Below are 12,946 nucleotides of genomic sequence, written 5' to 3'. Positions count from 1 at the left end.
CTATTTTCATCTTACACAATAAAGGAAAGGGTGATAAATCCACATATTTAACCTATATTGATAATCATTCTATTCAACAATAAGAAGTTCGAAATCTAAGAATATATTCATAAGTCTAAAGTAATCCATGATAAACACTTCCTTTCTTAAAGAACAATAAACTTATAAAACAAGTTTCTAAAAGCTGCTGATATCAATAGTGAAAAATCAAAAGGGTGATCACATCGACTTGTGATCACCCTTCAATTTCATTCTTAATGTTGACAGCCTGAATTTTTCAATTGTGAACCGGTTTGACCAGATAGTAAATCGCCACCAGTTGACGAAATAATCTCATCTGTCACTCTGTTAGAAATGGCTGAAGAGACAATTTGTAATAAATCATTCACATCCACTTGAGATTGTTTAAACTCTTGAACAACAGGAATTGCATCTAGCTCTTCTTCAAGAGAATCAATTTTCGCTTCTGTTTTTCTTAAAGCTTCCTCTTTCCCATAATGTTGTAAATTAACCGCTTGTTTTTGTAGACCTTTAATTTGCGTAATAATCTTTGAAACTTTTTCATTCTCATTAATTTGTGCTTCCGCACGTTTAAAGAAATCTACTTCTTCCGTTTCAGCAATCATTACAGCTAGTTCTCTTGCACGCTTTACAATATCATCTTTAGAATACTTCGCCATCTTAGCTCACCTCAAGATTTTCTTTTTCTTCAATCATCTCACCATTAAGTGACCAAGTTTTAGCATCCGTCACTTTCACCTTGACGATTTTTCCTATTGCTGTCTTCGGTCCTTTAAAGTTTACCAACTTGTTCTTTCTTGTATAGCCTGCTAATGTATCAGGGTTGTTTTTGCTTTCCCCTTCTACTAACACTTCAACTATTTCATCTTGGTATTTCTTCATAGATTCAGCAGATATTTCATTTACTAGCGCGTTTAATCTTTGTAAGCGTTCCTTCTTCACTTCCATTGGTACATTATCCTTCATTTTCGCAGCAGGTGTACCTTCACGAGGAGAATAGATAAAAGTATACGCCGCTTCAAAACCTACTTCACGATAGAGCGACATCGTTTCCTCGAACTGTTCTTCAGTTTCATTCGGATAACCAACAATTATATCCGTAGTAAAAGTTGCTCCTGGTATGTTTTCTTTTATTTTGCGTACTAACTCTAGAAACTGTTCTCTGGTATACTTTCTAGCCATAATTTTCAATACATCATTCGAACCTGATTGTACAGGTAAATGAATATGTTCTACAAGGTTGCCGCCTTTTGCAAGCACTTCAATGAGATGGTCATCAAAGTCACGTGGATGACTAGTTGTAAAACGGACCCTAGGAATATCAATTTTCTGAATTTCATCCATTAAATCCCCAAGACCATACTTTATGTCTTTAAAGTCTTTACCGTAAGCATTCACATTTTGTCCTAATAAAGTAATTTCTTGATAGCCTTTTGCCGCTAGTTGACGAACTTCTTGAATGATATCTTCCGGTCTGCGACTTCTCTCTTTTCCTCTTGTGTAAGGAACAATGCAATACGTACAGAATTTATCACAGCCATACATAATATTTACCCAAGCCTTGATATTACCTCTTCTCACTTTAGGTAAATTTTCAATCACATCGCCTTCTTTAGACCAAACTTCAAGTACCATTTCCTTAGACATATAAGCTTCTTGTAAAATATTTGGCAAGCGGTGAATATTATGTGTTCCGAACACCATATCTACTTGGTTATATGTTTTAAGAATTTTATTAACGACAGATTCTTCTTGAGACATACACCCACAAACACCGATAAGTAAATCAGGATTTTGCTGTTTTAAATGTTTCAAATGTCCGAGTTCACCAAACACCTTATTTTCCGCATTTTCACGGATTGCACAAGTATTTAGAAGAATCACATTGGCATCATCTACGGATTCAGTTGGTTCATAGCCTAAATTCATAAAAATCCCTGCCATTACTTCCGTGTCATGCTCATTCATTTGACATCCATATGTACGGATATAGAACTTACGACCTTCCCCTAAGCCGGCAAATTCACTCGGTATTTCAAAATCCTTATGGTATTTGACATCTTCTTTTCCACGTTTCTTCGCATCCTTTAAAGATGGAGCTGTATACACATGTTCAAAATACTTACTGTAATCCTTTTCGGATTTTTTGTCCGCAGGATTTGCGACCTTTACTTGTTGACTTTCTAATCTTTGTTTTTCATTCATTTACGACATGCCCCTTTCTATGATACTGTAGGCGATTTCTATCCATTATTTCTATACACATTACTATAGTATAAAGCGTATTTCTATTGAACACAATAGCAATGCACCTGATCTATTCTTTTTCGTAGGAAAGTATTAAAAATAGGCGTACATTCTATAAAGAATAAAAAAGACCTAAGAAAATCAACAATGGATTCTCTTAAGTCTTTTATTTAATTTACATAAATTCTTCTACTAACTTATCAAAGTACGCTTGATCTAAGTTTAAATCAGCCTTTGCTAACGGTGTCTCTGAATAACCATGTAGCATTTCCTGATAAGACCTACGTTCTGTGTCTTGATAAATAAGTCCAGTTACTAATCCTTCGTGTTTCATTAAGGTTTGCATTGCTTGTTCTCTATTGGAAGAATCGTATCCTTCAATATCTTTTAATTTAGTTAAGTTCGCTTTAAACCAATCATACGTATTGATTTTGTTATAAGTGACACATGGACTAAACACATTAATAAGTGAAAATCCATCATGTTGAATTCCTTGTTCAATGAGAGCAGTTAAATCTTTCAAGTCGGTTGAAAAACTTTGTGCAACAAACGTAGCTCCTGCCGTTAAAGCCATTTCCATTGGTGAAATCGCTTGTTCAATGGAACCTTCAGGTGTTGATTTTGTTTTAAAACCGGTAGATGAACGCGGAGATGTTTGGCCCTTAGTTAAGCCATAAATTTGGTTATCCATTACGATATACGTAACATTAATATTGCGGCGAATAGCATGAATCGTGTGCCCCATACCGATAGCAAAGCCATCCCCATCACCACCAGAAGCAATAACCGTTAAGTCCTTATTCGCCATCTTAACACCTTGAGCAATCGGTAATGAACGTCCATGGATTCCGTGAAATCCATATGAATTAATATAGCCAGAAATTCGTCCAGAACAACCAATTCCAGATACTACAGCTAACTCTTCAGGTTCTAAACCAACATTAGCTGATGCGCGTTGAATAGCAGCTTGAACAGAGAAGTCACCACAGCCTGGGCACCAATTCGGTTTTACATTATTTCGAAAGTCTTTAAACGTAGCCATTTAGAACAACTCCTTGCACTTTGTATGGATTTCGTGCGGCAAGAAAGGATTCCCGTCGTACTTATTATATTTAATGATTTTATTCGCATGTCCAACATTCATTTTGATAATATTTGCTAACTGTCCAGTGGCATTGTTTTCAACCACCACAACCTTTTTAGCAGATGCAACTAACGGCATTAACTCATCAGTTGGGAATGGATGAATCAAACGAATATGTGCGTGATTAACCTTCAAACCGTCTGCTTCTAATCTAGTAATCGCTTCTTCAATTGCACCTCTTGTTGAAATGAAACCAACTAATAACAAGTCTGCTTCTTCATGAGGGGCATTTTTATATACTGGTGTATTAAATTTCACATTTTCAATTTTACGGAACCGTTTATCCATTTGTTGAATACGATTTGCTGCTGATTCCGATGGTTTTCCAGATTGATCATGCTCTACACCTGTAACATGGTGGATTCCATATTTCATCCCTGGGATTACCCTTGGCGATACGCCATCCTCCGTCACTTCATAACGTTTAAAATATTCTTTGCTATCTATTTCAGGTAGATCGCCTTGCAGCTTCCCACGGCGAATTTCTACTTCATTAAAATTCAACGGTTCCACTGTTTGTTTACCTAATGATAATTGTAGATCTGATAAAACAATTACAGGACATTGATATTCTTCAGCTAGATTAAATGCTTCAGCAGTATCATAAAACGCTTCCTGTACTGTACTTGGTGCAAGAACAATTTTTGGAATTTCTCCATGTGTTCCATAAATCATAGCCATTAAATCTGACTGTTCTTGTTTCGTTGGTAGACCTGTTGACGGGCCACCACGTTGAGTATCAACGATAACTAATGGTGTCTCTGTAATACCCGCTAGGCCAATCGATTCCATTTTCAAAGATAATCCTGGGCCGGCTGAGGCTGTGAAAGCACGTACTCCTGCATAGTTAGCACCAATCGCCATAGTTGCAGCAGCAATTTCATCCTCTGTCTGAATAACAGTACCACCAAGTTCAGGTAATTTTTTTATTAGATACTCCATAATTTCCGAGGCTGGTGTAATTGGATAAGCAGCCATAAATCGACTTCCTGCAGCTAATGCACCCAGAGCAATGGCATCATTTCCGATCATGAACATTCTTTTCTTACCATCCGCTTCATCCAACTGCATCAAGCCATCTGTTTTACCTAATTGTTCAACTGTTGTATCATAGCCAGCTTTTATCGCTTCCATATTTTTATCTACAACGGCTTGTCCTTTGCGAGCAAAAATCTCTTCTACCACTTCTTTGAAAACTTCCACATCCAAATTTAAAACGGCACAAGTTGAGCCTACAGCGACCATATTTTTCATCAGTGATGTACCCAGATCAGTCGCCATTTGTGTAAATGGAATGGATAGAAGTAGCGCGTTTGTATCTTCTGGTTTCACTGGATTAAATTTTGCATCTGCTAAGATAATCCCACCATCATGTAACTCTTTATAATTGACATCTATCGTTTCTTGGTCAAACGCCACAAGAACGTCTAAATCATCCGCAACAGACCGAGTTTGAGAGGTACTCACACGAATTTTATTATTCGTATGCCCCCCTTTGATACGAGAAGAAAAATGACGGTATCCGTATAAATAATAGCCAAGGCGATTCAATGCAATAGAAAATATTTCACCAGTACTTTCAATTCCTTCGCCTTGTTGTCCGCCAACCTTCCACGAAAGTTGTTTCACCATGTCCTACACCCCTTTTATTACATGAGAAATATGTAAATAACTTGTATAATCTCTTTTTATACATCCATTTCACCATTTAACGTACTAAACGCTTTCAATTCTAGACCTAACAATGTAAAATTGCAAGCCTTTAAGATTAAATAATTGATAGATTTGTTTATTTTTTTAGATAGTTTTGAAAAATTCATCTATTTATCTACTAAATAACATATTTTTAAAATTATAATAGGTAATCTTTTCTACGACATCGTGTGGAAAGTGCTGTAATAATGTGTCAATCAAATATTGATATTCTCCAGCATGCTCAAGCCCTCTTAGTGGTGGTTCAGTGCCATCAAAGTCTGAACCAAGGCCAATATGGTCTTCTCCACCAAGGGAGCAGATATGATCAATATGTTTTAATACATCATTGATTGAAGCTCTATGTGGCTCATTTAAGAATTCTCTAACAAAAGTCAATCCAATCAAACCATCTTTCTTAATAAGAGCTCGAATTTGGTCATCGGTTAAATTCCTTGGATGTGAACAATAATGAAGACAATTAGAGTGTGAAGCAAACGGTCTCTTAGCTATATCCATTACATCCCAGAAGCCTTTTTCTGCTATATGAGAGACGTCACATAATATATTGCGTTCATTTAATATTTCTATAACCTTTTTGCCAAATCGTGATAGTCCTCCTGCATTCTCCTCTAATACACCATCGGCAACAAAATTTCCGTAATTCCAAGTTAAGCCGACCGATTGTACACCTAACCTTAACAGCGATTTTAATTTCACTTCATCATTGTAAATCGCATCACAGCCTTCTAGAGTTAAAACCGCCCCTATTTCATTTTCCTGTAATCCTTGAAGATCATCACTCGACTGAATTACCTTCACTTGAGGATGAGGTTTAACTATTTTCTCATAAAAAATATCAACCATTTGTAGTGCTGCGTTAAACTTTAATTCTGGATGAATTTTCTCTGGTACATAAATAGCAAACAATTGGACTTTCACATCACCGGCTAATAATCGATTGAGATTAGCCTGAAGCTGCTGCGAATACTGAAACTCAATGGAAGGGTCCAAAAACATTTTTACTAATACATCACAATGACCATCAACTATCTTCACTTTCTCACTCCCTTATTATTTAAATATACAAAATATTTCATTCATTCTCTATTGTTTTTCGTTCTACAAAGAGAAAAAACCCATTTGATAATCAAATGAGCTTTTACTTTTTCTGATGGGACATGACAGCCATTATCTAGGTTCTACGATCAGCTTTATAGCTGTTCTCTCTTCCCCATCTATCAAAATATCTGTAAACGCAGGAATACATACTAAGTCTACACCGCTAGGCGCTACAAATCCTCTTGCGATTGCTACTGCTTTAACCGCTTGATTCAATGCACCCGCACCAATTGCCTGGATTTCTGCTGCTCCTCTTTCACGTAGAACACCAGCAAGCGCACCAGCTACAGAATTAGGATTAGATTTTGCTGAAACTTTTAATATTTCCATTCCTAGCTCCTCCTCATTTTTCCCCCTCCTGAATGCTCTTTTTTTAAAGAGTTCATCAGGTTTCAATAAATGTTTCCACTGCTACTATATTCATAATGAAAAAGACATATTCCAGCTTGACCAGAAAAATTAAAAAATGAGGAGGTTTTTTTAGCTATAAAATGGGTGATCATCATTAATTAAAACGCTTTCTATCTTCTTCGCTTTTCCTGTTTTCATATCAATGTCAATGGTTACGGCACTCAATATTCCTCTTCCACTTTTCGGTACTTCAAAACGAACCGGCATATTCGTAATAAACCGCTTTAATACAGCTTCTCTTTCCATACCAAGAATACCATCGTATGGTCCAGTCATACCTACATCACTCATGAATGCTGTCCCATTTGGCAGAATGCGTTGATCTGCTGTTTGCACATGTGTATGAGTCCCAATTACTGCTGACACTTTACCATCTAAATACCAGCCCATTGCTTGTTTCTCACTTGTTGTTTCACCATGAAAATCGACGAAAATAACCGGAGTTCTTTGCTTTGCCTCTTCAATAAGTTGCTCTGCCTTCTCAAAAGGGCAATCACTTGGTTGCATAAATGTTCGACCTTGTAGATTGATAACAGCTATTTCTTCACTATTATATTTTAAATAAACTAAACCCTTCCCTGGATTATTATCAGGGAAATTAGCTGGCCTAACTAAATACTTTGCTTCCTCAATGAAATCAAATATTTCCTTATTATCCCATGTGTGATTACCTAATGTCACCGCTTGTGCTCCAGCCGATAAAAATTCCCTGTATATTTTTTCGGTAATTCCTCTACCACCAGCAGCGTTCTCCCCATTAATAATGGTTATTTGCGGTCGATACTTTTCCTTTAACTTCGGTAAATACTCTTCTACCATTTCACGGCCTAATGATCCAACAACGTCCCCTACAAATAAAATTCTCATAAAATTCCCCTTCTAAAAATACTTGTATTCATACATACGCCAATCAAGCTCTATGCTAGATTGTTAGCTCTTTAAGATTTTTTATCCTTCAAAAAAGGAAGCGATGCCTAAAAGGCATCGCTCTTATTTCGCATATTCTACGGCTCTTGTTTCCCTAATAACCGTTACTTTTATATGACCTGGATAATCGAGTTCTTCTTCGATTTTCTTCCTTATATCTCTTGCAAGACGGTGTGCTTCCAAATCATCAATTTGCTCCGGTTTAACCATAATGCGAATTTCACGACCCGCTTGAATAGCAAATGATTTTTCAACACCATCATATGACTCTGAGATTTCTTCGAGCTTTTCTAAACGTCGAATATAATTCTCAAGCGTTTCTCTTCTTGCCCCCGGTCTTGCAGCAGAAAGTGCATCAGCTGCAGCTACTAAAACAGCGATAATGGATGTTGGTTCCGTGTCACCATGATGGGAAGCGATACTATTAATGACAACTGGGTGTTCTTTATATTTCGTCGCTAGTTCAACCCCAATTTCCACATGGCTTCCTTCTACTTCATGGTCAATCGCTTTCCCAACGTCATGTAATAATCCTGCTCGGCGAGCTAATGTCTCATCTTGACCTAATTCCGCAGCAAGCATACCGGACAACTGTGCTACTTCCATCGAGTGTTTCAATACATTTTGACCGTAGCTTGTACGGAATTTTAGGCGACCTAATATTTTGATCAAGTCAGGATGTAAACCATGGACACCAACTTCGAATGTCGTTTGCTCTCCAATTTCTCGAATATGCTCATCCACTTCTCGTCTGGCCTTGTCCACCATTTCCTCGATTCGAGCTGGATGAATTCTTCCATCCTGTACAAGTTTATCAAGTGCAAGACGAGCAGTTTCTCGTCGGATAGGATCAAATCCTGAAAGAATAACGGCTTCTGGTGTATCATCGATAATCAAATCAATACCTGTCAACGTTTCAAGTGTACGGATATTACGCCCTTCACGACCGATAATACGACCTTTCATTTCGTCGTTTGGCAAGTTAACAACTGACACCGTTGTTTCAGCTACATGGTCCGCAGCACATCTTTGAATCGCTAATGATAAGATTTCTTTCGCACGCTTATCCGCTTCTTCCTTCGCCCTTGATTCACTCTCTTTTACCATGATGGCAATATCATGTGCAACCTCTTGTTCAGTACGATCTAAAATGATGGATTTAGCTTCCTCACGAGTTAACCCGGAGATTCTTTCCAGTTCAGTTTGCTGAGACTGTACCATTTTGTCCACTTTGCTTTCCATCTCTTCAATATGCTGTTGTCTTTTGCCAAGAGAGTCGTCTCTTTTTTCCAAAACCGCTTCACGCTTATCTAGCGTTTCATCTTTTCGGTCTAGATTCTCTTCTTTTTGCAATAAACGATTTTCTTGTTTTTGCAGTTCATTCCTACGTTCACGAATTTCACGTTCCGCCTCTGTGCGAAGCTTATGATTCTCATCCTTCGCTTCAAGTAATGCCTCTTTCTTTAGAGCTTCTGCTTCACGTTTTGCATCTTCTAAGATTTGATCAGCAGCTCCTCGGGCACCAGCGATTTTTGCTTCCGTAACGGATTTTCGAAAGAAATAGCCAACAAAAGCAGCAACGATTAGGCCAAGCAAAATGGAGATGATATAACCTAGTTCCATCATTTCACCTCCTCTTGCTATAAACTTTTTTGTTACGTTTTTAAAGTGTTGGCATGTATACCGTTTTAACAATATACTGCACTTAAGCTTTTCAACGCTTTCATTCTTCTTATTGTTTGCAAATAATACAGTTATTTGGAAGCATTCTCCATTGTTTGCAACAGAGATATCTTCTGAAAAGGTTATTTCTACCTTCCCTTAACAAATATGCAAATTAACATATAAAAAATGTAAATTATACAGTTTTAATTGTAAAGCCGCAGAATTTCATTGTCAAGTACTTGAAGGTAGAGTATAAGTCCACAATGCCTGTTATTATGTATAATCACGAGCTCAAGAAGATGACGATTTTCACCGCATGATTTTTCTATACAAAAAGAGATATTCAACTATATTTATAAGTTGTGAATATCTCTTTTCGAAGTAACAAGAGTTACAGTAGTCTGTACTCTGCTTTCTCTCAATTAATCGATTAGTTCGAATTCCTCTTGTTCATCATCGCTGTTAGAAGATTTATCTACGTCTAAACCATAGTACTCCCGGATTTTCTCTTGAATTTGCAAACGAATTTCCGTATTCTCTTTAAGGAATTGCTTTGCATTTTCTCTTCCTTGACCTAAACGTTCATCATTATAGGAGTACCAAGAACCACTTTTTTGTACAATATCAATCTCTGATCCGAGATCAATAATTTCCCCTTCTTTTGATACACCTTCACCATACATGATATCAACTTCCGCTACTCTAAAAGGCGGAGCTACTTTATTTTTTACAATTTTAATTTTTGTTTTATTACCGACAATCTCATTGCCTTGCTTCAAAGCTTCTGCTCTACGCACTTCTAAACGTACCGTTGAGTAGAATTTTAATGCACGACCACCTGGTGTTGTTTCAGGGTTACCGAACATAACGCCTACTTTTTCACGAATTTGGTTAATGAAGATCGCAATCGTTTTGGATTTATTAATCGCACCAGATAGTTTCCTTAGTGCCTGCGACATTAATCTTGCTTGAAGACCAACGTGAGAATCTCCCATTTCCCCTTCAATTTCTGCCTTTGGTACTAAAGCAGCTACAGAGTCAATAACTAAAATATCAACGGCACCACTTCTAACTAAAGCTTCAGCTATTTCAAGGGCTTGTTCCCCTGTATCTGGTTGTGATAAAAGAAGCTCATCAATATTTACCCCAAGGTTTTGAGCATATACAGGGTCAAGTGCATGCTCTGCATCGATAAATGCTGCTTGTCCACCTGCTGCTTGTACTTCAGCAATGGCGTGCAGAGCAACAGTTGTTTTACCCGAACTTTCAGGCCCGTAAATTTCGATGATACGTCCTCTCGGATATCCACCTACTCCTAAAGCGGTATCTAAAGCTAATGAACCACTTGGAATAGTGGATATTTTACGCTCTGCTTGTTCTCCTAACTTCATAATCGAGCCTTTACCAAACTGCTTTTCTATTTGTTTCAACGCCATATCTAAGGCTGCTTGACGATCGCTCATGCTATTTCCTCCTTTAAATTTCGATTATCTATGATAAATTTATCATTAGGTCTTTCGATTTCATATTTATACTATAGCTTTTTTTTATGACTTTGTCGAGGAAAAAATCGAACATCCATTCGTTTTTTTTATCGGTTGGTTTTTTTGGAAAAATGATCGTTTTGCCAGATAGAAATCCATTAATCAAACCTCTTTCTCAGTATAAACTTCAAATTTCTTTTAATCTCCGACTATTCCTTTAGCTATATTTGCACCCTAGCCGATCATAACAAGCATCTATTGCTTCTTTAGAAGTGAGAAATCCGAACAACGTTAATCATTGTCCGGATTTCTTCAACTACTTACTTCCTTCAGTATCTAAAACGCCTCACTACGCCAAGGATTTCAATAGAAAATAGGCGCCATAAAGAGATGACCTCTTTCTGATTGATGTGCGGGAACCACCAAGGTTGAGCTTCTCAGCTCTTGCTTCACCATCGTGATAAATCCCTATATAAACGGTACCGACTGGATTGCCTTCTAATTCATCAGGTCCGGCAACACCCGTAAAGCTTACACCAATGTCACTTTCCATTAACTTGGCGACATTTTCCGCAAGTTCCTTTGCACATGTAGCACTGACAACACCTTCATTTTTAATTGTCTCTAGCTTTACATTGAGTACTTTAGCTTTTACTTCATTTGTATAACAAACGACGCCACCATTTATTAGCCCACCAGCTCCAGGAATCGATGTAAATGTTTCTTGAAACATGCCCCCAGTTAAACTTTCCGCAGCAGACAGGGTTAATTTCTTTTCCTGCATTCTTTTTGAGAGCTCTTTAAAGAGCGACGTATCATCATAACCGTAAAAATAGTCTCCTACTACTGCCATAATTTCTTTCTCTTTTTCTTCCAAAAGTGTTAAAGCAGTATCAAGATTATGATGTTTGGCTGTCAACCTCAATGTAACTTCATGATCTCCCGCTAACGGCGCAATCGTCGGGTTTGTTTGGTTATCAAGTATATCTTCTATTTCCGCCTCTAGCATTGCTTCACCAATGCCAAAGAATCTAAGGACACGCGACGAGATAACTGCTTCTTCTACTGATTGTGATTTTATTGCAGAAAATCCGTATTTCAAAAACATCGGTTCCATTTCTTTTGGTGGCCCAGGTAAAAGCATATATTGCTTATTTTCCGTCTGATAAAACATACCAGGTGCCATACCGTAATCATTAGGAAGTACTTTCGCACCAGAAAGAACTAAGGCTTGCTTACGATTATTTTCAGTCATTGGTCGATTCGTCCGTTTAAAATATTCTTCAATAGACGCCAGTGCTGTATCATCCATTACGAGATTTGTTTGCAAATGCTTAGCAATGGTTTCTTTTGTTAAATCGTCTTTTGTCGGACCAAGCCCACCAGTGAAGATAATGAGTTCAGCTCTATTTTCAGCAATTTTTATAGCAGACTCTAACCGCCCCGCATTGTCTCCGACGACCGTATGATAAAAAACATTCACACCAAGGTCAGCTAACTGCTGTGATAAAAATTTGGCGTTCGTATTGTTAATTTGTCCTAATAACAACTCAGAGCCAACGGCAATAATTTCAGCATTCATGATGACCACTCTCCTATTATTTTGAATTGGTAAAGGCATGTTTGTTTTTAATAAAATAATCAACGCCAGACCAAACAGTAAACACCATGCTCACCCATAGAGCAAATGTCGCAAAGTCAAATGGAATCAATGCGAAGATTGTATTATGCAGCAATAACGCAGATACAGCTATAATTTGCGTCCAAGTTTTAATCTTACCTAACATATTCGCTGCAACTACCTCACCACCACCTGCTAAAATCAGGCGAAGACCAGTTATTGCAAACTCCCTACTAATAATAATAATCACAATCCAAGCGGGAGCCATCCCTAATTCTACAAGGATGATTAATGCACTGGAAACTAATAACTTATCTGCTAAAGGGTCTAAAAATTTCCCTAAATTGGTTACTAATTGATATTTTCTCGCTACATATCCATCAATCCAATCTGTAACGGAAGCGAATATAAAAATAAGCGCGCCAACAAAATGAGCAATTGGGAGCGTCACACCGATAAAATTCATGTCTCCCCATGAGAAAGGGTTGTACATAATAATAATGAAAATCGGTATTAACAAAATCCTTGAAATCGTTATCTTATTTGGTAAATTCATAAGTTCCCTCCGGTAATTATGTAATTCTTCCCTTGGTGGGATGATCATATTTTATC

The 12,946-nt window shown here is 37.4% G+C and carries 11 protein-coding genes; all 11 read right to left on the bottom strand.

All coding sequences use genetic code 11. The features are described 5' to 3' along the window. Positions 1 to 254 precede the first annotated feature (254 nt). On the bottom strand, positions 255 to 680 hold the full coding sequence (locus U9M49_RS03005) for a RicAFT regulatory complex protein RicA family protein (RefSeq protein ID WP_095369453.1): 426 nt from the start codon (positions 678 to 680) through the stop codon (positions 255 to 257). Position 681: 1 nt separating this feature from the next. Then, positions 682 to 2,226, bottom strand: coding sequence for a tRNA (N6-isopentenyl adenosine(37)-C2)-methylthiotransferase MiaB (gene miaB, locus U9M49_RS03000; RefSeq protein WP_322909248.1), 1,545 nt, complete (start codon positions 2,224 to 2,226; stop codon positions 682 to 684). Positions 2,227 to 2,443: 217 nt separating this feature from the next. Continuing rightward, entirely contained in the window at positions 2,444 to 3,310 is an 867-nt protein-coding gene (locus tag U9M49_RS02995; RefSeq protein WP_322909246.1) for a 2-oxoacid:ferredoxin oxidoreductase subunit beta, read from the bottom strand. Beyond that, complete coding sequence (locus U9M49_RS02990) at positions 3,311 to 5,044, bottom strand: 2-oxoacid:acceptor oxidoreductase subunit alpha (protein WP_322909245.1); 1,734 nt, start codon at positions 5,042 to 5,044, stop codon at positions 3,311 to 3,313. A gap of 192 nt (positions 5,045 to 5,236) precedes the next feature. After that, positions 5,237 to 6,163, bottom strand: a complete 927-nt coding sequence (locus tag U9M49_RS02985; RefSeq protein ID WP_095369457.1) for a dipeptidase — start codon at positions 6,161 to 6,163, stop codon at positions 5,237 to 5,239. 132 nt (positions 6,164 to 6,295) lie between these two features. Further along, positions 6,296 to 6,556 (bottom strand): stage V sporulation protein SpoVS, encoded by a 261-nt coding sequence (gene spoVS / locus U9M49_RS02980; protein WP_095369458.1) that lies wholly within the window; start codon positions 6,554 to 6,556, stop codon positions 6,296 to 6,298. A 150-nt stretch (positions 6,557 to 6,706) separates the two neighbouring features. Continuing rightward, positions 6,707 to 7,504, bottom strand: coding sequence for a TIGR00282 family metallophosphoesterase (locus U9M49_RS02975; RefSeq protein WP_095369459.1), 798 nt, complete (start codon positions 7,502 to 7,504; stop codon positions 6,707 to 6,709). A 123-nt stretch (positions 7,505 to 7,627) separates the two neighbouring features. Next, on the bottom strand, positions 7,628 to 9,187 hold the full coding sequence (gene rny / locus U9M49_RS02970; RefSeq protein ID WP_095369460.1) for a ribonuclease Y: 1,560 nt from the start codon (positions 9,185 to 9,187) through the stop codon (positions 7,628 to 7,630). A gap of 464 nt (positions 9,188 to 9,651) precedes the next feature. Next, a complete protein-coding gene (gene recA, locus U9M49_RS02965; RefSeq protein ID WP_095369461.1) occupies positions 9,652 to 10,692 on the bottom strand; it encodes a recombinase RecA in 1,041 nt (346 codons plus the stop codon). A 370-nt stretch (positions 10,693 to 11,062) separates the two neighbouring features. Next, positions 11,063 to 12,295, bottom strand: a complete 1,233-nt coding sequence (locus U9M49_RS02960) for a competence/damage-inducible protein A (RefSeq protein ID WP_307314351.1) — start codon at positions 12,293 to 12,295, stop codon at positions 11,063 to 11,065. Positions 12,296 to 12,311: 16 nt separating this feature from the next. Then, entirely contained in the window at positions 12,312 to 12,890 is a 579-nt protein-coding gene (pgsA, locus tag U9M49_RS02955) for a CDP-diacylglycerol--glycerol-3-phosphate 3-phosphatidyltransferase (RefSeq protein ID WP_095369463.1), read from the bottom strand. Positions 12,891 to 12,946: the final 56 nt, after the last annotated feature.

It is taken from the genome of Cytobacillus sp. OWB-43 (genome assembly GCF_034651445.1).
GTDB lineage: Bacteria > Bacillota > Bacilli > Bacillales > Cytobacillaceae > Cytobacillus > Cytobacillus kochii.
Note: the sequence above shows the minus strand (reverse complement) of the source record. Positions and strands in the feature narration are given on the sequence as shown.

Coding starts and splice junctions, on each gene's coding strand:
- U9M49_RS02960 (WP_307314351.1), bottom strand. CDS start 12,295: ATGAATGCTGAAATTATTGCCGTTGGCTCTGAGTTGTTATTAGGACAA.
- U9M49_RS03005 (WP_095369453.1), bottom strand. CDS start 680: ATGGCGAAGTATTCTAAAGATGATATTGTAAAGCGTGCAAGAGAACTA.
- pgsA (WP_095369463.1), bottom strand. CDS start 12,890: ATGAATTTACCAAATAAGATAACGATTTCAAGGATTTTGTTAATACCG.
- recA (WP_095369461.1), bottom strand. CDS start 10,692: ATGAGCGATCGTCAAGCAGCCTTAGATATGGCGTTGAAACAAATAGAA.
- U9M49_RS02990 (WP_322909245.1), bottom strand. CDS start 5,044: ATGGTGAAACAACTTTCGTGGAAGGTTGGCGGACAACAAGGCGAAGGA.
- U9M49_RS02995 (WP_322909246.1), bottom strand. CDS start 3,310: ATGGCTACGTTTAAAGACTTTCGAAATAATGTAAAACCGAATTGGTGC.
- U9M49_RS02975 (WP_095369459.1), bottom strand. CDS start 7,504: ATGAGAATTTTATTTGTAGGGGACGTTGTTGGATCATTAGGCCGTGAA.
- miaB (WP_322909248.1), bottom strand. CDS start 2,226: ATGAATGAAAAACAAAGATTAGAAAGTCAACAAGTAAAGGTCGCAAAT.
- rny (WP_095369460.1), bottom strand. CDS start 9,187: ATGGAACTAGGTTATATCATCTCCATTTTGCTTGGCCTAATCGTTGCT.
- spoVS (WP_095369458.1), bottom strand. CDS start 6,556: ATGGAAATATTAAAAGTTTCAGCAAAATCTAATCCTAATTCTGTAGCT.